21 protein-coding genes and 1 tRNA gene are annotated in these 21,390 nt (G+C 48.2%); 2 read left to right on the forward strand and 20 right to left on the reverse strand.

All coding sequences use genetic code 11. The annotated features are described in order from the left end of the window. Positions 1–16 precede the first annotated feature (16 nt). Positions 17–1,054 (reverse strand): sugar-binding transcriptional regulator, encoded by a 1,038-nt coding sequence (locus HFE01_RS16630; protein ID WP_017427871.1) that lies wholly within the window; start codon positions 1,052–1,054, stop codon positions 17–19. 260 nt (positions 1,055–1,314) lie between these two features. Here HFE01_RS16630 and HFE01_RS16635 point away from each other — a divergent pair. Continuing rightward, positions 1,315–1,386: transfer RNA gene (locus HFE01_RS16635), tRNA-Arg, on the forward strand. A 210-nt stretch (positions 1,387–1,596) separates the two neighbouring features. Beyond that, a complete protein-coding gene (clpP, locus tag HFE01_RS16640; protein WP_107734405.1) occupies positions 1,597–2,193 on the forward strand; it encodes an ATP-dependent Clp endopeptidase proteolytic subunit ClpP in 597 nt (198 codons plus the stop codon). A gap of 115 nt (positions 2,194–2,308) precedes the next feature. Here clpP and HFE01_RS16645 read toward each other — a convergent pair whose 3' ends face one another. From HFE01_RS16645 to HFE01_RS16735, 19 genes are all read right to left on the reverse strand, one after another. Continuing rightward, entirely contained in the window at positions 2,309–3,418 is a 1,110-nt protein-coding gene (locus tag HFE01_RS16645; RefSeq protein ID WP_025363699.1) for a PdaC/SigV domain-containing protein, read from the reverse strand. Positions 3,419–3,655: 237 nt separating this feature from the next. After that, positions 3,656–4,411 (reverse strand): SIMPL domain-containing protein, encoded by a 756-nt coding sequence (locus HFE01_RS16650; protein ID WP_107734404.1) that lies wholly within the window; start codon positions 4,409–4,411, stop codon positions 3,656–3,658. 270 nt (positions 4,412–4,681) lie between these two features. Next, positions 4,682–4,951 (reverse strand): HPr family phosphocarrier protein, encoded by a 270-nt coding sequence (locus tag HFE01_RS16655; RefSeq protein WP_013368811.1) that lies wholly within the window; start codon positions 4,949–4,951, stop codon positions 4,682–4,684. A gap of 135 nt (positions 4,952–5,086) precedes the next feature. Next, positions 5,087–6,031 carry a DNA-binding protein WhiA gene (gene whiA / locus HFE01_RS16660; RefSeq protein ID WP_013368810.1) on the reverse strand — a complete coding sequence of 315 codons (945 nt, stop codon included), beginning with the start codon at positions 6,029–6,031 and terminating at the stop codon, positions 5,087–5,089. A 5-nt stretch (positions 6,032–6,036) separates the two neighbouring features. Next, positions 6,037–7,023, reverse strand: a complete 987-nt coding sequence (locus HFE01_RS16665) for a gluconeogenesis factor YvcK family protein (RefSeq protein WP_013368809.1) — start codon at positions 7,021–7,023, stop codon at positions 6,037–6,039. Positions 7,024–7,035: 12 nt separating this feature from the next. Next, on the reverse strand, positions 7,036–7,935 hold the full coding sequence (rapZ, locus tag HFE01_RS16670; RefSeq protein ID WP_013368808.1) for an RNase adapter RapZ: 900 nt from the start codon (positions 7,933–7,935) through the stop codon (positions 7,036–7,038). A gap of 62 nt (positions 7,936–7,997) precedes the next feature. After that, positions 7,998–8,948, reverse strand: a complete 951-nt coding sequence (locus HFE01_RS16675) for an ROK family glucokinase (RefSeq protein WP_016820123.1) — start codon at positions 8,946–8,948, stop codon at positions 7,998–8,000. Between the two features lie 406 nt (positions 8,949–9,354). Continuing rightward, positions 9,355–10,308 carry a thioredoxin-disulfide reductase gene (gene trxB / locus HFE01_RS16680; RefSeq protein WP_013368806.1) on the reverse strand — a complete coding sequence of 318 codons (954 nt, stop codon included), beginning with the start codon at positions 10,306–10,308 and terminating at the stop codon, positions 9,355–9,357. Between the two features lie 39 nt (positions 10,309–10,347). Beyond that, positions 10,348–12,117: a tetratricopeptide repeat protein gene (locus HFE01_RS16685; RefSeq protein WP_107734403.1), complete on the reverse strand. Its 1,770-nt coding sequence runs from the start codon at positions 12,115–12,117 to the stop codon at positions 10,348–10,350. A gap of 233 nt (positions 12,118–12,350) precedes the next feature. Further along, positions 12,351–13,175 (reverse strand): histidinol-phosphatase HisJ, encoded by an 825-nt coding sequence (gene hisJ, locus HFE01_RS16690; protein WP_107734402.1) that lies wholly within the window; start codon positions 13,173–13,175, stop codon positions 12,351–12,353. 36 nt (positions 13,176–13,211) lie between these two features. Next, a complete protein-coding gene (hisIE, locus tag HFE01_RS16695) occupies positions 13,212–13,952 on the reverse strand; it encodes a bifunctional phosphoribosyl-AMP cyclohydrolase/phosphoribosyl-ATP diphosphatase HisIE (RefSeq protein ID WP_107734401.1) in 741 nt (246 codons plus the stop codon). Continuing rightward, positions 13,949–14,707, reverse strand: coding sequence for an imidazole glycerol phosphate synthase subunit HisF (gene hisF / locus HFE01_RS16700; protein WP_016820119.1), 759 nt, complete (start codon positions 14,705–14,707; stop codon positions 13,949–13,951). The genes hisIE and hisF overlap by 4 nt, the downstream gene beginning before the upstream one ends. Before the next feature lie 11 nt (positions 14,708–14,718). After that, positions 14,719–15,450 (reverse strand): 1-(5-phosphoribosyl)-5-[(5-phosphoribosylamino)methylideneamino]imidazole-4-carboxamide isomerase, encoded by a 732-nt coding sequence (gene hisA, locus HFE01_RS16705; RefSeq protein WP_107734400.1) that lies wholly within the window; start codon positions 15,448–15,450, stop codon positions 14,719–14,721. Between the two features lie 86 nt (positions 15,451–15,536). Further along, positions 15,537–16,175, reverse strand: a complete 639-nt coding sequence (gene hisH / locus HFE01_RS16710; RefSeq protein ID WP_107734399.1) for an imidazole glycerol phosphate synthase subunit HisH — start codon at positions 16,173–16,175, stop codon at positions 15,537–15,539. 3 nt (positions 16,176–16,178) lie between these two features. After that, complete coding sequence (hisB, locus tag HFE01_RS16715; RefSeq protein WP_025363693.1) at positions 16,179–16,787, reverse strand: imidazoleglycerol-phosphate dehydratase HisB; 609 nt, start codon at positions 16,785–16,787, stop codon at positions 16,179–16,181. Continuing rightward, positions 16,771–18,084: a histidinol dehydrogenase gene (gene hisD, locus HFE01_RS16720; protein ID WP_107734398.1), complete on the reverse strand. Its 1,314-nt coding sequence runs from the start codon at positions 18,082–18,084 to the stop codon at positions 16,771–16,773. The genes hisB and hisD overlap by 17 nt, the downstream gene beginning before the upstream one ends. Before the next feature lie 62 nt (positions 18,085–18,146). After that, the gene (hisG, locus tag HFE01_RS16725) at positions 18,147–18,791 is read right to left on the reverse strand and encodes an ATP phosphoribosyltransferase (RefSeq protein ID WP_016820114.1); all 645 of its coding nucleotides are present in this window, start codon (positions 18,789–18,791) and stop codon (positions 18,147–18,149) included. Next, complete coding sequence (locus tag HFE01_RS16730) at positions 18,788–19,993, reverse strand: ATP phosphoribosyltransferase regulatory subunit (protein WP_107734397.1); 1,206 nt, start codon at positions 19,991–19,993, stop codon at positions 18,788–18,790. Before HFE01_RS16730 ends, hisG begins: the two co-directional genes overlap by 4 nt. A 227-nt stretch (positions 19,994–20,220) precedes the next feature. Continuing rightward, a complete protein-coding gene (locus HFE01_RS16735) occupies positions 20,221–21,372 on the reverse strand; it encodes an acyltransferase (RefSeq protein ID WP_045244934.1) in 1,152 nt (383 codons plus the stop codon). Between the last annotated feature and the right edge of the window lie 18 nt (positions 21,373–21,390).

A 21,390-nucleotide genomic window follows, 5' to 3' on the forward strand; every position in this document is an offset into this window, starting at 1 on the left:
CAATTAAAAAACCTTATCAATCTCTTAAATAACGGCTTACAATCTCGGCAGCAGCGCCTTCGTCGGTGACAAGAATGTCTTCCTGTCCGAAACGCAATACTGCATGAATAGCAGCAGCCTTGCTCTTGCCTCCAGCCACACCTAACACCGTCTCCGTACGCCTGATGTCCTCCAAACGGAGTCCGAGCGTCAGCATTCTGTGAACAACGACGCCGTCTTCGTTAAAATAATAACCAAACGATTCGGCGACCGCACCCTCATTGCTGATCTGGGCAAAGGTTTCAGGGTCAAGCTTGCGTCTGTGGGCCATTGCTATGGCGTTGCCTATCCCGTGAATGATAATACGACTCTCTCGAATCAGGCTTAATATATCCTGAATATTCGTATCCTCAAGCAAGGAGTTGTAAGCATGATTGCTGAGCAAATCCGGTACATGGAGCAGACGGTATTGAGCGCCGACCTTGCGAGCCATCGTGGAGGCAATTGTATTTGCCTGCATTTCCATGCTCTCTCCCAAACCCCCGCGTGCCGGTACAAACCATCCGCCCTTAAGCGGGCCGTTAGCAGGTAATGCCAGTTGTTCCGCCACATCTGCAATCGTCGTGCCACCTGTTACAGCGACCACGTCCTCGTCATCCATAACACTCAGCAGCGCCTTTGCGCCAGCACGGCCCAGTTCCTGCTTCGCTAACGGTGAAGCATCCGAATCCCCTGGAACGACAACCACCTTCCTCAAACCGTAGGCTTGACGAATCTGATCCTCCAATTGGGACAGGCCGAACAAGTTGTTCGCAATCGGCTCCAGCTGTTCCAGCAGATCCAGTCCTGCTTTGCTCACCTTCATGCCCACACTCTCAATCTCAATTAGCCCTTGCGCTTTAAGGAGATCAGTCTCAGCGCGCAGTACGCGCTCGGTCATATCCAGTGAAGCTGCCAGTGTTCTGCGTCCGATAACTTCGGACAGCATAATCTGATGCAGGATCGTGTACCTTTTTTTCAAAACATCCATGAGGTCGGGCAGAAGCTGCTTCTGTATTTCTAATATCTTTCGCATGCTTTCCACTCCCGCACACTTCTAAGTTCTGTCTCTATGCTATATCTCTAACTGGTCTTAAAATGTCCCGGGATAACTTTTTAAGTCCCACGTATATCTTACCCAATATTTGCTTCACATGCAAGTCTATCTGAACCTATATTTCTCAACTTTTTATGTGAATATGCGCACGTAATAAAAGCTTGCAATTCAATGCCGTATATCATATAATCATCTTTGTTTCCAATTAATTAGTTGGTTGCTTGTAATGATTCATCTTTGCGCCCGTGGTCCAACGGATATGACGTAGGCCTCCGGAGCCTGAGATCGAGGTTCGATTCCTCGCGGGCGCGTCGTTTTATACGATTGGCTAAATGTTCCATATGATGTTTTTAACCAAAAAGAGCGCTAAGCGTTCTTTTTTTTAATCAATAGTTTGACTTTCTTTGACTTTTTGTTTGAAATTGTTTATCATGTGGTTAATACGGTAACAGTTTATAAATAGGGATGTGTATTCGGCATATCCACCAAATCCACTAACGATTTAAGGGAGGTTTTTTGACGTGAGCTATGTTCCTATGGTAGTAGAACAAAGTAACCGCGGCGAACGCGCCTATGACATTTATTCCAGACTGTTGAAGGATCGCATTATTTTGTTGGGCTCGGACGTCAATGACGTTGTGGCCAACTCAATTATTGCACAAATGCTGTTTTTGGCTGCTGAAGATCCTGAAAAAGACATTCACTTGTATATTAACAGCCCTGGCGGTTCCATCACAGCTGGTATGGCCATTTTCGATACGATGCAATACATTAAACCTGACGTATCTACCATTTGTGTAGGTATGGCTGCTTCCATGGGTGCTTTCTTGCTGAATGCAGGTGCCAAAGGTAAACGTTTTGCCTTGCCAAACAGTGAAATTATGATTCACCAGCCACTAGGCGGTGCACAAGGACAGGCAACGGATATCGAAATTCGCGCCCGTCGCATTCTGAAAATGCGTGACAAATTGAACCGCATTCTCTCAGATCGCACAGGTCAACCACTGGAACGCATCGAAAAAGACACAGACCGTGACTATTTCATGTCCGCTGATGATGCCAAGGAATACGGTATTATTGATAAAGTGTTAACTAGCTCCTCTCCAGAAGGTGTATAAGAAAAGTGGTTTTCTTCTGACATAGCTGGTAAATAAAAAGGCTGCCTCGGATTTTCGTATCCGGTAGGCAGTCTTTTTTATTTACTATTAATTTTCAATATATACCTAATCCAGATTATTGATTTTGTCCCGCAAAAGGCTTGCCGCCCTGAGGCAGCAGTTGAGCGAACGAGTAAGTAAACTCCGGAATTCCATAAGCGTATGGCGCATAATCATACAAATCAAACACGATGGTTACTCCACTGTTGGTCACATAAAAATTTTGATCTGCGGCCAACTCTTTAAATTTCTCAAACCCTTCGCCAGCCTGGAGCGCATCAATTTTTTTCTTCAAATCAGCATTCAGGAACTTTTTATAGTTAGGATTTGCCTTCAATACGTCAGACAATTGCAACTGCTTACCATCAGCAAGCGAGAACGTATATCCTTTACGTGCCGTCATACCGTGTGCGCCACCTGTATACGAGTAGTCCTGCATAATCACACTTAGAATACCGTCCTTATTATAGGCAATTGCAAAATCATTTTCGAAATCATACGGTCTTTCTGCTGTAACCTCTCCCTCTGCCACCATCTTTTTGCCTGCTGCCAATACTGTCTCTGCATGCTTTTTAAGCACATTATTAATGGCCTGTTGAGCCTCAGGATTCAGCTGGCTGCCGCTGATTTGCGGATACTTAATCTTATAGGATACCTTTGCATTACTCGAAGCTGGAAGCGTCTGAGATGCAATTGTGATCGGATTTAGCTGGCTTTTACTCAATGTTACTGTTTTCTGAGTTGCATTCCACTGCGCATCGATACCCAGATAGTCTTTCAGCAGACTCATAGGAATATATAGCTTCCCGGCGATCATTTTGGCATCCATGCTGCGCGTGTTGATCCCGTTCACATTGGCATAGGCATCCGAGGAGGAGACCACGATATAGAGCTTGTTGTACCCGCTCCCCACTGTATATGTCCCTTCCTTGGTGTCATAGCTCACCGGAATTCCCAAACTATCACGCAGTGCTGCCACTGGAATCATTGTGTTCCCGTTCACTTGTACACCTTTAGCGGCCAACGTTTTACCATTCCATTGGATGGTGACCCCTGGTTGCTGTGTTGTCGCTTGCTGCTGTTTGGTCGAAGCTGCCTCAATATAGGAAACGGGAACGACCGCAACCCCTGCTAAGATTCCCGCTGCCAGCAGTGCTGAGCCCCATTTTTTCGTATGCTTGTTCATCGTAAGTATTCCTCCTATTGTGAATCTGTATTATCTATGTGTTTTGATCACTTTTCTTATTATATCTATACCCTATTGTATGTGGTTTACAATCTGTACACTCACTGATTTCAATCTGTACACCTAACAGCCATTAGCTATGACAGACTCATTACAAAACGGTTTCAATAGACAAAAGAAGCCAACAAGTCACCCTGCAATGTTGCAGGCGCTTGCGGCTCCGTTTAATGGCCTATACTAGTTCATCTCATATTGGGCAGACACTTGGACTTTCACCGTTACTTGGCCCGACTGTATCTCTGTTCCGCCACTCATATCCATGAGCGCTTTGGACATGGCATTCTCACGTTGTGTGAAAACCTGAGCCTCCCCGCCATCTACTGTCACATTCACCAGAGCCCCTAAGCCGCGTTTAGCTGATTTTGCTACGGCACTGGCTTTGGATTGAGCGTTATCCAACGCTTTTGCAATAGCAGCTTCCTCATAAGAAGAAGGATTCTCTACGGAAAACTGTATATTATCTACGTTGTTTGCACCGGAGTTTGTAGCCTCATCCAGCAGCTGACCAATTTTGTCCAAGTTGCGATATTTCACAGAAAGTGTATGGTTGGCCATGTAGCCTTTGAGCTTCTGTCCTTCTTTCTCGTTATAGGTATAGTTAGGTTGTACAGAGAACTGGCTTGTCTGAATATCGTCTGCACTGATACTCCATTTTTCTTTTAACAGCTGTGTGACCTTGTTTATTTTCGCAGCATTAGCTTTTTGAGCAGCAGCAGCAGTATTTCCTTCCGATTGCACCCCAATGGAGAGATAAGCGATGTCTGGCTTAGCCATTATTTCACCACTTCCACTCACGTTAATTACACCATTCGCCGTCGTCGCCGTTGCAGCATAAGCGCGATCAGCTCCCGTCCACAGCCCTCCTGCTACTCCTCCAGCTAATAATGCTCCTGCAAGAATTGCTGTGCTTACTGTTCTTGTCCAAACTCTCATCGTACTCAACCTCTTTCTTGAAAATGTTTGTACCTTCCAGACGGAAAAAACGGGAAAAGGTTGCAGTCAAGCGGTATAAATTTCCGAAACAAGGCACACCACAGGGGTTTTAATTATTTGTAGCTTGGACTTAATGCGGTCGCTATATTCAAATAAATATACATCAATAGCTTAATGGTGGGACGGGTTGAATACTTTTCTCTGATACAAAAAAAGCCCCCGAGGGGGCTTTCACTAAGAGATACATCATATCACAAAGCAGATGTTCGTTTATTGATTTTCCAGCTCAACCTTACTAACCAGACTTACTAAAGCGTTTACAGCCTGTTCGGCGTCCGCACCTTCGGCACTAATATTGATTTCAGTACCTGTACTGATGGCGAGGCTCATAATACCCATGATGCTCTTGGCATTAACCTTTTTGTCTTCTTTTTCCACAAAAATTTCTGATGAATATTTATTCGCTTCCTGTACGAACAGCGCAGCAGGTCTGGCGTGCAGTCCTGTTTTCAAGCGTACGACTACTGGATGTTTTGACATGTCAGCTTACCCCCTCATCAAATAAATCTGGACGCTATTTACTCCATTTTATTTATCACATTATAACATTAACCCGGGACAGACACTAGAAAAAAAACTAAAAAAACCGGGGCTAAGAGCCCCACAGACCCTTTTTTACGGAATCAGGCCGTTTTCCCCCCTGATTTTGTCAGCCATCTCATCAATTTTGCGAAGTCGATGATTTACACCCGATTTACTCACGACCCCTTTGAGCATTTCCCCGACTTCTTTCAAATTCAAATCGGGATGAGCGAGTCGAATTTCTGCCACTTCACGCAGCTTATCCGGCAAGGTCTCCAAACCAACTTCCCTCTCCAGCAGCTTGATATTCTCAATTTGCCGGACAGCGGCTCCGATCGTCTTGTTCAAATTCGCTGTTTCGCAATTAACAATACGGTTTACGGAATTGCGCATATCGCGCATAATGCGTACATCCTCAAACTTGAACAAGGCTTGGTGCGCCCCAATGATACTGAGCAGCTCAATGATCTTCTCGCCTTCCTTGATGTAAAGGATAAAGCCTTTTTTTCGCTCAATACAGCGGGCGTTGAGATGAAACTCATTAGCGAGATCAACTAACGCCTGACAATGCTCCTCATACATCGAAGAAATCTCAAGGTGGTAAGACGACCCCTCTGGATTATTCACAGAGCCACCTGCCATAAAGGCACCCCGCAAATAAGCCCGCTTACAACAGTTTTTCCGAATGATATCACGATTAATCCCGTCAGTGAACAAGAAACCTTCTGAGACAATATAAAGCTCCTTTAGCAGCTCTTGTACACCATTGGGGATACGGACAATATACACATTATTTTTTTTCAAGCGCATTTTTTTCCGTACAAGCAGTTCGATGTGAAGTTGAAAATGCTTTTTGATCAAGGAGTAAATCCGCCTTGCAATCGCGGCATTTTCTGTGGACACGTCCAATATCACCCTTTTATTCGACAGTTGTACGGATCCGAGCATACGTATGAGCGCAGACAGTTCCGCTTTTTCACAGCAGGGCTGGCTTTCAATCATCGTAAGCTCTTTTTTCGTTTGTGCCGCAAAGGACAAGGGACTCACCTCCTTCTTAACATCCAGTTTTGTACCAATTGGTAAATATGCTGGCTCAGTTTGTCGGCATCATGCCGTAAATACGTACGGAACAGAACTAACGTATCTGCCACTACTTTATATCCTCGATCAGCCAGCTCGCCCATGTCTACCTGAACAGGCTTAGCTCCCTGCTCGGCATACATCTCCTGTACTTGGGGTGGAATTTCCCCGTTATTCACAATGACATAGTCAAAGAGGTGATGCCCAACATGCTCATAGATCGCTTGCAGGTGATCTCCCACTGTATAGCCGTCGGTTTCCCCTGGCTGGGTCATCACGTTGCAGACAAATATTTTGATCGCATCTGATTTCACCACAGCCTCAGCAAGCTTTGGCACAAGCAGATTCGGTAAAATGCTGGTATATAGACTGCCGGGACCAATCAGAATCGCATCGGCTTCATTAATGGCTTCCACAGCCTCAGGCAACGGCTCCACGTGAGTCGGTTCAAGAAAAACACGTTTGATGCGTCCGCCCGCTTCCGGGATTTTGGACTCCCCGGTGATCACCGTGCCATCCTCCATCTCGGCGCTGAGCACAACGCCTTCTTCAGCCGCTGGCAGTACACGCCCCCGGACAGCAAATACACGGCTAAGCTCACGCACCGCCGTTACAAAATCCCCCGATATATCAGTCATCGCTGCTAAGATCAAATTCCCCAGACTATGGCCTGACAATCCTGATCCAGCACCGAAACGGTATTTTAGCATATCTGACATTACTGGTTCCACGTCAGCCAAGGCAGTCAGCACATTGCGGATATCCCCTGGAGGGGGCATCTGCAGCTCACTGCGCAATATCCCGGAGCTTCCGCCATCGTCAGCGACTGTAACAATAGCCGTAATATCCAGCGGCTTTTGCTTCAAGCCCCGCAGCATGACGGACAAGCCGGTTCCGCCGCCCATAACAACAATACGTGGGCGCTCCCGTTGTGATCCGGTCTCTTTCATGATTTCACCTCATTAATGCCGGTCCCGATCAGCATCCCGATGCGAAACAGAAACGGATTCTGTCTCGCTGGCACCCAGCATTTTTCCTAAATACTCCGATATTGCAACTGAACGATGCTTACCTCCAGTACAGCCAATACCGATAATGACCTGGCTTTTACCTTCTTTGCGATACTGCGGAATCAAAAAGTGCAACATATCCAACAACTTGGTTAGAAATGCCTGGGTCTCCGGCCACTTCATAACATAATCATATACATCGCTATCCTGTCCCGTGTGTGGACGTAGTTGGTCCACATAGTGGGGATTAGGCAGGAAGCGCACATCGAATACAAGATCGGCATCAATGGGAATACCATACTTGAAGCCAAAAGATGTAATGTTCACGGACAGCATACTGCTCTCCAGATGGGAAAATCTAGAAATAATCCTCGCCTTTAAGGTTGCGGGCTTCATCGTACTGGTATCAATAACCTGTGTAGCGGAGCTTTTGAGTTCTTCCAACATCTTACGCTCCAATCGAATCCCGTCCAAAGGCATACCATCTGGAGCAAGCGGATGCCGTCGACGGCTTTCCTTGTACCGCTGTACAAGAACACCGTCATTCGCATTCAAGAATAAAATTTCACAATGAATCGTAAAATGATCTTTAATATAATTTAGCGATTCTGACAAGGCGGTGAAAAATTCTCGTCCGCGTAGATCAATAACGAGAGCCACCTTGCCAATTTTACCGTTAGACTGCTCAATCAACTCGGCAAATTTGGGAATCAGCACAGGGGGCAGATTATCAACGCAGAAGAAGCCCAAGTCTTCAAGGCTTTGCACCGCAATGGTCTTCCCTGCGCCTGACATCCCTGTAATAATAATGAGCGTTGCCCACGGTGCAGCATTTTTTAAATTATCTGTCATATGGACTTCCCTCTCCTTTTGCTTCTTTGCTCTATGTCAGTACCCCTATCGTCAACCCCGGATTAAGAGCGCAGCAGCAACCCAGCAGCCCCTACGATACCCGCGTCATTGCCTAAAACCGCTGGTACGATATATACCCCTTTTTGAAGCGGCTCAGGTGCCAGCTTGGCGTATACGCGACGCATCTCTTCAAACAAAAAGTCGCCTGCTTTAGAAACACCGCCGCCTATAATAAACAACTCTGGATTAAGCACAGCGGCAACCGCTGCCATCGATTTCCCCAAATAAAAGGCAGCCCGGTTCACGATACGCAACGCGACTTCATCCCCGGCTTTAGCAGCATCGAATACTTCCTTGGCAGCAATGTGATCTTCCAGAGCCAGAGAGGTCCGGTCACCACGTTCCACAGCATCCTTGGCCATACGAATGATGCCTGTTGCAGAAGATACAGTTTCCAAGCAACCCATCTTGCCGCATCCACACTGAATAGCCTCCAGATCAGGCACGACGCTGATATGTCCAATTTCCCCAGCCATACCCGAAGAACCTTGATATATTCTACCATTTATAATAATACCGCCACCTACACCTGTTCCCAGGGTATAGCATACACAGTTTTCTATGCCTTTGCCTGCGCCAGCCCAAGCCTCACCCAGCGCAGCAACATTCGCATCGTTGTCTATTTTTACAGGCTTGCCAATCCGGTTCTCTAGGAGCGCACGGATCGGTACGTCACGAAAGCCAATATTAGGAGCGAGGACAATAATACCATCACGAACATTCGTAAAACCTGCAACACCTGCACCGACACCTTTTAGTTGATCCCACTCATAAGGAGATTGCTCAACAATATGCCGCACATATTTTTCGATATTACCGATGACAACGTCTACACCTTTATCGGTTTCGGTTGGTCCCTCATATGTGTGCAAAAGCTGTCCGTCTTCATTACAAATGCCGACTTTAATCGCGGTACCGCCCAAATCGACACCTACATAGATACTTTCAGACATGTTCCAAGCCACCTTTATGTTTACTTAAAAATCTGGTATAAAATATATGCTTAAAATTCCTGCCTCGTAGGAGTAATCCTACGTTCCAACTATAATTGAAGCCCCCGTTACGGTCAAGGACACTTACCTGTTGAAAAATGTACGATTAGCTGAACTTTTAAACTCATGCCTCCGTAAGAAAAACGTCTATTGACGTACTTTCAAGGAAGCCAGACCACGCTTAACGGAATTTTTCTTGCGATTATAGAATTGTTCAGCTCCGCTGAAAATTTATAAATTCAATAATCATAAAAAGGAGAAAGCCTGTGCAAATGCACCAGGCTTTCTCTTCCTGAACAAAACAACGGGGCTTAACAGAGGGGTCTTAGCCCCTCACATGAGCCACTTTGTGTATTATAGACACTCTTTATTGATCCAGTGTTTCGCTCCAGTCGTGGACAGCGCTGCCTTCAAGATACTTCTCGCAATCCATAGCCGCCATACATCCCGTTCCCGCAGCCGTAATGGCTTGTCGATAACGGTTATCCTGCACGTCCCCACAGGCAAAAACACCCGGGATGTTCGTTTCCGTCGTGCCTGGCTTCACTTCAATATAGCCGTGTTCATCGGTATGAATTTGTCCGTTCAGGAAGCCTGTGTTCGGTGTATGGCCAATCGCCACAAACACGCCATCTGCCTCAATCAGCTCATCCTGGTTGGTCTCATTATTGTGTACTTTCAAGCCCTTTAAGCCAGTTTCCCCTGTTACAACTTCCAGAGGAGTCCGATTTAATGCCCAATGTACTTTTTCATTTTCACGTGCGCGGTCTTGCATAATTTTAGATGCCCGCAATTCGTCACGACGATGGACCAAGGTTACGCTGGAAGCGAAACGGGTCAAGAAGCTCGCTTCCTCCATGGCTGAATCGCCACCGCCGACCACGATAATCTTTTTCCCACGGAAAAAGAAGCCGTCGCAAGTTGCGCATGTGCTAACTCCGCGACCTACATTGTCCTGCTCACCCGGAATGCCGAGATATTTGGCGGACGCGCCTGTAGCAATAATAACCGACTCCGCCTCAATGATGCCTTTACCCTCTACCTTCACTTTAAAAGGGCGCTTGCTGAAATCGACTTCCTCTACCCAACCGGAAGTAAACTCAGCGCCAAAACGTTCGGCCTGCTTGCGCATGTTATCCATCAGCTCAGGTCCGAGGATACCTTGCTCAAAACCCGGAAAATTTTCAATTTCAGTCGTTGTGGTAAGCTGCCCACCGGGCTGCATTCCTTCAATGATCAGCGGATTCATGTTGGCGCGTGCCAAATAAATAGCGGCTGTGTAGCCTGCAGGACCTGTACCAATAATTATGGATTTATACATACGTTTGTTGCCTCCTTTAAGTGATGTTTGGAGCAGATGTTAGACCTGCTTTTTAAACGTGGAGAGCGGCTGCTTTAGCTTCTGTTTGATACCACACACGCTGTCAATTTGACGTGCGTAGCGGCTTACGGTCGATACGGAAATACCATAGCGGTCAGCTACTTCCTGATAGGTGACGGAATGATGATGCATTTTGGCTGTCAAATATTCCAGTGCAGCTGCCCATCCCTCAGTATGCTGAACCATCGGGACCTCTGGAGCAAGCCGATCCAAATACTCCTGCCAAAGTGATCTCAAATCATGCTGCATGGCCGGATCGGATGATTTGCTCATGACGGTTAGTACCTTGTCCAGCACGGCCTGCCATTGTGGATCAACTGGCGAAGCAGAGATGTCACCTTCAGTTGTATGCGGATCTTGCTCAGCCTCTAACCGCTCAGGATGTTCTGTTTCCGTGTGTGTATGCTGCACATCCTGCTCTGCCAGCTCTTGCAATACTTGCAAAGCACGGCGTTTGAGTTCACCCTCCTGATCAGGATCTTCTACGAAGGACTCCAGTGCCTGACGCACTTCATCGTCACCGATCAAGCTTAACGCCTGAATAACCTGTAGCTGAGTCGCTCGGTCTCCGTGGCGCAAGGCCCAGAAGAAAGATGATCGGATTAGCGGGTCCTTCTTCATACTGTCAGGCACCTGCTCAGCGCCAAACTTCTCCCACATGCGGAATTGCTCCTCAAACGGGAGATGATAGTGATAGCTGAGCACTTGCAGCGGTGTACCTTCCTGCTGAAGCTCTTCCAATCTGGATAGGAAAAACCTTGGAACCTCCGAGGAAGCATCCTGCTTTTGCAAATGACTCCATAACCGCCGAGCTTCCGCATATCTTCCCGTATTGCTGGCAGCCACCGCTGTGTAATGGTACAAAGAAGCGTCCGCATTGTTCTCTCCATTGCTATGAAGCAACCTGCGGAAATGCCTGTAGGCCTCCTCATGGCGCCCGAGAATCCCCATAGTGGTCGCCAGCTTGAACACCTGCTCCTCCTGAAACGGTATAGTGACCGCCAAGGTTTGAACCAGACGATCCAATTCTGGACCGCCGCCTTCGTGCTGATAAAAAATCGCCAAGTTGCACAATGCGTGTAAATTACCCGGCTCATCCTCCAACACTTGAATAATGGTAGCCTTAGCATTTTGGAACAATCCCATGTAGTAATACGCTAGCGCCAGATTATTCCGCGCAGCGAACATGTCCGGTTGCTCCTCCGAAATTTGCTTGAGCAGTTGGGCTGCCTGAGCAAATTTTCCTTCCTCCAGCAGAACACGGGCCTGATCATGCTCGACCACTCCCTGCCGGGCCTTAATGCGGTTCAGCTTCGTTGGACGGTCCAGCTCATAATAGAGCAGCTCCATCATTTCCTCGGCTTCATCAAGAAACTGGCCTTCTTCGTCCTCCTCCAGGTACGTGACCAATGCTTTTTCCGCTTCTTCAAACTGCTCCATATTAGCGTAATTATTCGCCATATAGAAATAACATTCTGTCATCGACGAGTCTACGTCACTCAGAACAGAGGACAGGATCTCATTCGAACCTGCATAATCCCCCATCTCTGATAATATACCCGCCATATTGCAATGATTCACCGGATTATCCGGTTCATATTCAACGGCTTTGCGAAAATATTTCAATGCCTTGTCATAATGATTGCGATCAAGCGAGCGCACAGCTTTCTCAAAAAAGAAAGATGCGTCGAAACGCAAAGCAATAATCTTAGGGCTAGGTTCCGAAACTCGCAGATGTTTCCCTTTCATAAATAACCAAGGCACCTCCTTTAAAAGTAACTGGCATGTTCATACCCTTCAGTATACCACAACTTCAAAACGACTTGACAGTCGATCCTACCTCATTCCAAAAAACGGTTCCGTACTCGTACCCCAATAGATACATATGCAAAAATACGCAAAATAGCCGAGCGCATTTCCCCTGTATGAAAGGCGCGTTCGGCTAGCAACTAGATATAACATTAAGACCCAATAAATAAGTATTATAGCGCTAACGGAACCCGTGAACGTTCACGGTGCTGAAATACAGCGAGCTCGCGATAGCCGACTTCATATAAAAGCGCCCGCGCCTTCTCCAAGTGCTCAGCCAGCTTTGCCGGATCATGGGCATCCGAGCCGATGGTCAACGGGATACCTAGCGTGAAAGCTTCCCCTAGCATGCGTCGGCTCGGAAACATTTCGGCACAGGGTTTGGAAAGCCCCGATGCATTCAGTTCCATGGCCCGACCACTGCGGGCTACGGCTGAGAGTGCGGAGCGCTCCAGTTCACGTAGCTCCTCCTTTTCCTCCGGCTTCGGATGATGGCCGAAACGTTTAATGACATCCAAATGACCCATGATGTCATATAAACCCGTAGCGGCCGCCTTGGAAACCGCATCATAATATGTGCGGTATACCTCCAGCACATTTTTGCCTTCCCAATGGTGTACCTGACGGAAGTCGGTGACATCCCACTCACCGAGAAAGTGGACGGAGCCAATCACATAATCCCATGGGTATGCATGGATGATATCTTCAATTTCGCGTTCCCAGCCCTCGATATAGTCGCCTTCCAAGCCAACACGAATATCAATTTGCCCTTTATAGCGCTCCTTCAGATCCAAGCATTCTTCCACGTATCGGGGCAGCTCATCCATAGGCATCGCCATTTCTGGATAATAGTTGGCCGGTTCTACATGCAGCAGCGGCATATGATCGGACAAACCGAGCTGATCCAGCCCCAGTCGAATTCCCTGCTGTACGTACTCCTCCAGACTTCCTATCGCATGCCCGCAACGGGAATGATGCGTATGATAGTCAATTTTCATGTAGCCCTCCCCTTTTCAAACCCTACAATACCCGTCCTAATCACGACGAGGGCGTTCATGACGGCGATTCAGCTCAGCCAGCACGTCATCGAGTGGTAGCTTGCGCTCCTGCAACAGCACCAGCAGGTGATAAATCAGGTCGCTGACCTCCAGGCGCAGCTCCTCATTATCTTTGTTTTTGGCTGCAATAATCGTCTCGGAGGCTTCTTCGCCAACCTTCTTCAGGATTTTGTCTACGCCTTTATCAAAAAGATAGGTCGTATAGGCTCCTTCAGGACGTGTCTCCTCGCGCTCCTTAATAATTGCCTCCAATTGGGCGAGCACCTCAAAGCGGCCTTCTGAATTATTGGAAATAGCATTGGTAGGGGTTCCCAATATTTGAGCTCCTGCATTTCCTGCCCCAGCTGCTACAGCTGTTCCTGGCACGGAAATATCACGAGAAAAGCAACTCGTTGCGCCTGTATGACAGGCCGGACCGCTCGGAATGACACGCACCAATAGAGCATCGCCGTCACAATCCAGCTGAATGGAAGAGATCTTCTGCGTATTCCCTGAAGTTGCCCCCTTATGCCACAGCTCCTGTCTGGAACGTGACCAGAACCAGGTCTCTCCTGACTCCAAAGACAGTTTCAGCGACTCGCGGTTCATATAGGCCAGCGTCAACACGTGAAGCGTAGCATCATCCTGCACAATCGCCGAGACAAGCCCCGCCTCGTTCCAGCGGACATTATCCAGTATCTGCTCCAGAGATAGCTGTTGGTTCAATTCGTTGCTCATCGTATCTCCACTCCTCTGCGCTTCAAATCTCGTTTCAACTCAGGAATTCCGATTTCTTTATAGTGAAAAATCGTTGCTGCTAATCCAGCATCTGCTTTACCTGACGTAAACACGTCATAGAAATGTTCCTGTTTGCCGGCTCCGCCGGAAGCAATCACCGGAATCCCTACGGTATCCGAAACAGCGGAAGTCAGTGGCAGGTCAAAGCCATCCTTGGTTCCATCTGCATTCATGCTGGTCAGCAGAATCTCACCGGCTCCCAGTTGCTCTGCTTCCTTAGCCCAGGCCAAGGCTCGAATACCCGATGGCGTGCGGCCTCCGTGCGTGTATACTTCCCATTCGCCCCACGCTTCATTGTACTTGGCATCGATGGCCACAACGATACATTGTGAACCAAAGCTGCGCGCACCTTCCGCAATCAGCTGCGGGTTGCGGACAGCTGCCGTATTTACGCCTATTTTATCAGCACCAGCCCGCAAAATGCGTTTCATATCATCGACATGAGATATCCCGCCACCTACGGTGAAAGGAATGGCAATTTCCCCGGCTGTCTGGCGAACTACTTCTTCCATCGTGGCGCGACCTTCAACCGAAGCGGATATATCTAGGAACACGATTTCGTCCGCCCCTTCCCGGTCATACAGCGCAGCCAGCTCCACCGGATCACCTGCATCGCGTAAGTTCACAAAATTAACGCCCTTAACCACCCTGCCATCCTTTACATCCAGACAGGGAATAATACGTTTAGCCAGCATGCCTACTCCCCCTATGCCTTTGCTACAGCTTGTACGGCAACCTGTAAATCAATGCTCCCTGTATACAATGCTTTACCCACAATAGCTCCGCCTACGCCTTCCTTCGCATAGGTGCTCAGTGTGATTAGATCATCCATCTTGCTGACACCGCCGGATGCAATCACGGTTCGCCCACTGCTTTTGGCAAGCGCTGCGATCGCCTCCACATTCGGGCCTTGCATCATTCCGTCGCGGGAAATGTCTGTGAAGATAAATGTTTCCGCTCCCTTGGAGGCCAGCTCAGCAGCCAATTCATCTGCTCGGACCTCCGAGGTTTTGAGCCACCCACGTGTAGCCACATAGCCATTCCGCGCATCCAGACCGATGGCGATACGATCACCGTAGGTACCCAATACCGCTTCCGTAAAAGCACGATCCTCAATAGCTGCCGTGCCCAAAATCACCCGGCTCACGCCCAGCGACAACAGCCGTTCCACATGCTCGCGCGTACGTAAGCCGCCGCCCACTTGTACAGGTACTTGCACCGCAGAAGCGATCCGCCCAATGAGCGCATCGTTCACTGGTTGACCTGCTTTGGCACCGTCCAAATCAACCAAATGAATGTAGGAGCCACCCAAGCGCTCCCATTCTCGTGCTACTTCCACCGGATTTTCGTTGTATATCGTCTCCTGGTTATAATCACCTTGTACCAGTCGTACACATTTGCCATCGCGAATATCAATCGCCGGGTATATCGTGAACAAAGTTAAGACCCCCTTGTGAGCTATTCAACATCTATATACCTTTACATCAATCAGCGACCAAAGTTGGCGTACCACCAAATGCAGACTCACGAATCGTACGCTCGCTTTTTCGCTTCCGCTAGTTCCAAAAACTGACGAAGCAGGCGCATCCCCATTTCTCCGCTTTTCTCTGGATGGAACTGCATGCCATACACATGGCCTCTGCCCACGATAGCCGTTACGGGCCCACCGTAGTCGGTCACCGCCAGCAGATCACTTTCGACCTCCGGCTTCGCATGATAGGAATGCACAAAATACACATGCCCTTCCTCCAAGCCCTGCAACAGCGGGTGCTCCGGCTGAGTCATACGCAGACGATTCCAGCCCATATGCGGCACTTTAACGCCCAGATCAGGAGCAAACCGAACGACCTCGCCTGGTAAAATATTAAGTCCTTCATGACTACCGTATTCTTCACCACGAGTGAACAATAGCTGCATTCCCAAACAAACACCGAGCAGCGGTTGTCCAGCACTTGCAACCTCCTGAATAACCCGATCCAATCCGCTGGAACGCAGATGCTCCATCGCATCCCCGAAGGCCCCTACACCCGGCAAAATCACACCGCTGGAGGCACGAATCACTTGAGCATCTCCTGTCACTACAGCCTCAAAGCCAAGGCGCTCAACCGCCTTGCTCACACTATGCAGATTCCCTCTGCCGTAATCCACAATGGCAATGGACATGGACTACAGCACTCCCTTCGTTGAAGGCACTCCTGTCACCCGCGGATCAATGGAGGTCGCCTCATCCAAAGCACGCCCCAGCGCTTTGAACACCGCCTCAATCATATGGTGGGTATTTTGCCCGTAGTGAACAATGACGTGCAACGTCATGCGAGCCTCCAACGCAAATTTCCATAGAAATTCATGCACCAGCTCTGTCGAGAAGCTGCCTACCTGCTGAGACGGGTACTCTGCACGATACTCAAAATGAGGTCGATTACTCAGATCAATAACAACCTGCGCGAGCGCCTCATCCATCGGTACAAAGACACTGGCATAGCGCTTTATGCCTTTTTTATCACCCAATGCTTCCAGCAAGGTTTGCCCCAGACAGATCCCAATGTCCTCGACGGTATGGTGGTCGTCGATATCCACATCCCCTCTGGCCTGTACATTAAGATCAAATTGTCCGTGCTTGGTGAACAAATCTAGCATGTGATTTAAAAAAGGAACATCCGTTTCAATCTCTGCCTGCCCTGTCCCATCTACTGCAAATGACAGCTGAATGTCTGTTTCATTCGTTTTCCGGCTGACACTGCCTGTACGCCCTGCTTCGTTATTTTCGTTCCCCATCGCCATCCACCGCCTTCTTCTCATTGTCCAATCGAACTTGTATGGCCCGTGCGTGGCCTTCCAGCCCTTCATGCCGGGCAAGCTGCATAATGGTCTCTCCATTTCGCAGCAGTGCTTCCTTGCTGTAATAGATCATACTCGACTTCTTGATAAAATCATCAATGTCCACTGGCGAGGAAAAACGCGCCGTTCCATTCGTCGGGATGATGTGGTTAGGTCCGGCAAAATAATCGCCTACCGGCTCCGAGCTGTACGCTCCCAGAAAAATAGCTCCTGCATTTTCGATCATCCCCATATGTTCCATCGGCTGCTCTGTCATGATCTCCAAATGCTCGGGCGCAAGCCGATTGACAATACGAATGCCCTCTTCCAAATTGTCAACGACAATGATGGCTCCGTATGCCTCTACCGATGCAGCAGCAATATCTCTGCGCGGCAACTCCGCCAATTGGCGCTCTACCTCGGCTGATACTTCTTCGGCCAAGCGTTGCGAGGGCGTAACCAGTATGGCTGAGGCCATTTCGTCATGTTCTGCCTGTGAAAGTAGGTCAGCCGCTACATAAGAGGGATTGGCCGTGTCATCAGCCAATACGACAATTTCACTCGGTCCCGCAATACTGTCGATATCCACTGCACCGTATACCTCACGCTTCGCCAGCGCTACATAAATGTTGCCAGGACCGCAAATTTTATCGACCGGTTCAATACTATGTGTCCCGTATGCAAGAGAGGCAATGGCCTGCGCTCCGCCAACCCTGAATATTTCCGTTACACCAGCCTCTGCCGCAGCTACCAGTGTATAGGGGTCGATCCCTGCCTTGCCGCCTGTCGCTGGGGGTGTCACCATAACGATCTCCGGTACTCCAGCCACCTGAGCGGGAATGACATTCATCAACACCGAGGATGGATAGGCGGCTTTACCGCCTGGAACATACACGCCTACACGTTTCAACGGCCGGATGATTTGACCGAGTAAGCTACCGTCTGGCTGTAAATCCATCCATGAGTTACGCTTTTGCTTGAGGTGAAAAGCGCGAATATGATCCGCCGCTTCTCGAATTGCCTGTATAAATGAAGGCTCTACCTTGTCATAGGCCGACTTTAATTCTTCATCTGTCACACGAAGCTGCTTCGCTGTCAGCGATACACCATCAAACGTTTCCGTATACCGCAGAACAGCCCCATCCCCCTCTTGGCGTACCGATTGAATAATCGTACGCACAGCCTCGTTTTGCTCCGGTGTTCCGTAATCCACCTCTCGTTGGAGGCTGAAATCACGGGCTGCTACGATCTTCATTTGCTCATTCCCCCTACCTACTGCTTGCTTGCAGAATGTTCCTGAACCGTTGCTCCGTTCCTTTAATCCTTCGGTACTACTTCAGTTGGGATCACCTGATGCAATCGATCACACAACGCCTGAATCGGACCATTTTTCATCCGGTAACTGACCCGGTTGGCAATCAAACGACTGGTAATATCCAGTATGCTAATCTGCTCAACCAAACCGTTCTCCCGCAAGGTCTGTCCTGTCTCCACCATATCTACAATGCGATCTGCCAGACCAATTAACGGCGCCAGCTCGATGGAGCCGTTCAGCTTAATGACCTCCACCTGCTGACCTTGCTCCCGAAAATACTGGGAAGCCACATTTGGATATTTGGTAGCGACCCGCTGACGAATACCTGGTTGCCAATCAGGTAAAGCAATTACCGACATCCGGCAACGGGCAATCCCCAGATCCAGCAGCTCATATACATCCTTGTTTTCTTCCAGCAAAACATCCTTACCGACAATGCCGATGTCAGCTGCACCATACTCCACATACGTAGGAACATCGACGGGCTTCGCCATAATAAATTCCATTCCCAGCTCAGGCAATGGGATGACCAACTTGCGAGTTTCGTCCACATCCAGTGGAATTGGAACCCCTGCCTGGCGGAACAACTTGGAAGCCTGCTTGTAAATCCGTCCCTTCGGCATGGCTACCTTCAATGTTTCCGTCATGACAATTCCCCCCTTTGTACGGGCCGTCTTCCTTCAGCTGTATAGCTGTATACCTCTGCGTACAGATCCTGCTGCTCACGACGTCGATCCTCCGGTCCCCCCGTGAGTCCTGTCACCACAATAAAACCCTCTGCACGTAGCTGTGCTGCGGCGGATAGCGCCTCTTGTCGTTCCTGCTCGTCATAACGGATAAATACCGGACGCTTCGTCTCAATTGAAATACCATCCACACCATCGACGATTCGGTTCGTCTTCAATGCGAATCCCGTTGCCGGTACCGATCGCCCAAACTGCTGAAGCAGATTGTCATAACGACCTCCGTTGCATACCGGAAACCCGATTTCCGCTGCATAGCCCTCAAAAGTCATTCCTGTATAATATGAAAAATCACCGATCATGGTAAGGTCAATTAACACATGATCAGATACGCCGTATGCCTCCAGCACTTCCCACACCTCGCACAAATGTGCAATGGATTGAATCGTCTGCTGCTCCACACTAAGGCGAGTAGCCTGCTCGCAAATTTCCTTCCCACCACGAAGCCGAAGAATGGCCTCCAGCTTATCCCGATGCGCGGGGGCCAAACCTAAAGCTTCAATCGCCGCTCGGTAGCCCACTACATCACGACTGAGCAACAGTTCTTTTAGTGCTTGCTGTTCAGCCTGGCGACCTGGAATGATCTCTTCAAATAACCCGTTCAGGAATCCCACATGTCCCATGGCAATTTTAAAAGAGTTAACACCCGCTGCCTGCAATGATGCAATGGCCAATGCTACAACCTCTGCATCAGCCTCAGGTGAATCATCCCCTACCAGCTCCACGCCTGTTTGAAAAAACTCCGCCTCTCTTCCTGCCTCTTCCTCAATCGCTCGAAATACATTGGCGTGATAGGACAGGCGAAGCGGTACTTCTTCTTCCTTTAGCAACGAAGACACCACCCGTGCAATCGGAGCAGTCATATCAGAACGAAGTACCAACGTAGTCCCCCGGTTGTTGAGCAATTTAAACAGCTTCCGATCAGAAGTAGAACTAGCCACTCCCACTGTATCGTAGTATTCCATCGTAGGCGTCATAATCTGACGGTAACCCCAACGCTCCATACATGCGAGTACATTCAGTTCAATGGCCCGCAGCTTCGACACTGCACGTGGAAGATAATCTCGAACCCCTACAGGAATCTCAAATCCTTTTGGCTTAGACATCTCTATCACCTCATGATTTCACAATATCTTTATCATGGTAAAGTGCTAACAAACTAAAGTATATTCGATATATTATCATGCCCTACTTATGAACGTCAACCAAACGTAGCAGCCCATTTTTACAGCCCAGACAAGTCGCTGTCCCTCTCTATATTTTATCCAATGCAAAATACATGAATCCTAAAAAAAGACTGTCAGCCTTAAGCCAACAGTCCAAGTCAAAGTATTTAGTAGTTTGCCTGTTCATCTTTACTCTGGGATGGAAACTTCGGAACTGTCCCCAAACCGATCCATGAAAATGGTACATATCGAAAAAACAACGTCACAATCAGCCATGTTCCAAACAGCGCCAACACCCATCCGCCAGCAACAGAGAAGACATATTCTATGGGTGTACCATGCAAATCCAGTTTGCGATACACTCGTAATAACGCCGGATGAAGTAAATAAATACCGAAAGAACATGCTCCCAGCCAACTGATGAACATTCGCAGTCTATCACTAGTATGACGATATAAAAAAACCGATAACTGAAACAGCACCAATGCAGATACGAGAGCATATGCATTATGTAGCAGTTCATAGACCAGCGAGTCTGCATAAATGGCTTTGCGGTAGGCTACAAACCATACTTGTACATAAACGACCCCCAGTAATAACCAAGACGCCCACAAGGCCCACCAGCTGATCAATCGACCGCGACCTATTACCGTGCCAGGAACTGGAAAAAGCCACTTCTTAAACCCTTCATATCCAATCGCTACAGCGGCACCCAAGGCAAAATAACTGATATACGTAATCGCAAGGCTTCCTCTCTCCTCTTGCCAAACGTATTTGTTCAGTAGTACAAACCCCCATTGAATGACTAACCCTACTGTCAAAATGACAAAAGCTGCTCTACGCGGACTCGATAACCAATGACGTAAACGCTGCACTCCCCACAACAACAGCGGAAAGACCAAATAAAATTGGATGATAATAATAACATAATACAAATGCGTATACGCCTTTCCCGTTAGCAGCACGAGCGGAAGATCACTAAGCGGCATCAACCCACGTGTCACCAAGGTCAAATAGTACATAAGAGAAAATAAAACGTAGGGTAACACAATAAACATCAGTCTTTTTCGAAAAAACAAAAGCATACTCTTTCCACGAAGTGGCCGATCGACATAATTGTAAAATAAAACAAAACCGCTCACAAAAATAAATACAGGCACTGCAAAGCTGCTAAACATATTTAAAAATAAAAAGGGATAAAACAATAGAGAATGACGCGCATCAATCAATGCCATTGAAGTTGCATGAATGGTAATGACGGCCGCAATTAATATTCCCCGGTAAATATCAAGCTCTGGTATACGTTCTTTTTTGACCAAATCAACACGCTCCCATAT

The organism is Paenibacillus sp. EKM10P (genome assembly GCF_011800655.1).
In the GTDB taxonomy this organism is placed as follows: Bacteria; Bacillota; Bacilli; order Paenibacillales; family Paenibacillaceae; genus Paenibacillus; species Paenibacillus polymyxa.

What these genes read in the sequence shown, in the direction of transcription:
- hisF (WP_016820119.1), bottom strand. Translation starts at nt 14,707, where the DNA reads ATGCTGGCTAAACGTATTATTCCCTGTCTGGATGTAAAGGATGGCAGG.
- HFE01_RS16645 (WP_025363699.1), bottom strand. Translation starts at nt 3,418, where the DNA reads ATGAACAAGCATACGAAAAAATGGGGCTCAGCACTGCTGGCAGCGGGA.
- hisH (WP_107734399.1), bottom strand. Translation starts at nt 16,175, where the DNA reads ATGTCCATTGCCATTGTGGATTACGGCAGAGGGAATCTGCATAGTGTG.
- hisG (WP_016820114.1), bottom strand. Translation starts at nt 18,791, where the DNA reads ATGACGGAAACATTGAAGGTAGCCATGCCGAAGGGACGGATTTACAAG.
- HFE01_RS16675 (WP_016820123.1), bottom strand. Translation starts at nt 8,948, where the DNA reads ATGTCTGAAAGTATCTATGTAGGTGTCGATTTGGGCGGTACCGCGATT.
- HFE01_RS16685 (WP_107734403.1), bottom strand. Translation starts at nt 12,117, where the DNA reads ATGAAAGGGAAACATCTGCGAGTTTCGGAACCTAGCCCTAAGATTATT.
- hisIE (WP_107734401.1), bottom strand. Translation starts at nt 13,952, where the DNA reads ATGAGCAACGAATTGAACCAACAGCTATCTCTGGAGCAGATACTGGAT.
- hisJ (WP_107734402.1), bottom strand. Translation starts at nt 13,175, where the DNA reads ATGAAAATTGACTATCATACGCATCATTCCCGTTGCGGGCATGCGATA.
- HFE01_RS16650 (WP_107734404.1), bottom strand. Translation starts at nt 4,411, where the DNA reads ATGAGAGTTTGGACAAGAACAGTAAGCACAGCAATTCTTGCAGGAGCA.
- rapZ (WP_013368808.1), bottom strand. Translation starts at nt 7,935, where the DNA reads ATGACAGATAATTTAAAAAATGCTGCACCGTGGGCAACGCTCATTATT.
- hisB (WP_025363693.1), bottom strand. Translation starts at nt 16,787, where the DNA reads ATGGGGAACGAAAATAACGAAGCAGGGCGTACAGGCAGTGTCAGCCGG.
- HFE01_RS16665 (WP_013368809.1), bottom strand. Translation starts at nt 7,023, where the DNA reads ATGAAAGAGACCGGATCACAACGGGAGCGCCCACGTATTGTTGTTATG.
- HFE01_RS16730 (WP_107734397.1), bottom strand. Translation starts at nt 19,993, where the DNA reads ATGTCTAAGCCAAAAGGATTTGAGATTCCTGTAGGGGTTCGAGATTAT.
- HFE01_RS16655 (WP_013368811.1), bottom strand. Translation starts at nt 4,951, where the DNA reads ATGTCAAAACATCCAGTAGTCGTACGCTTGAAAACAGGACTGCACGCC.
- trxB (WP_013368806.1), bottom strand. Translation starts at nt 10,308, where the DNA reads ATGTATAAATCCATAATTATTGGTACAGGTCCTGCAGGCTACACAGCC.
- HFE01_RS16630 (WP_017427871.1), bottom strand. Translation starts at nt 1,054, where the DNA reads ATGCGAAAGATATTAGAAATACAGAAGCAGCTTCTGCCCGACCTCATG.
- hisD (WP_107734398.1), bottom strand. Translation starts at nt 18,084, where the DNA reads ATGAAGATCGTAGCAGCCCGTGATTTCAGCCTCCAACGAGAGGTGGAT.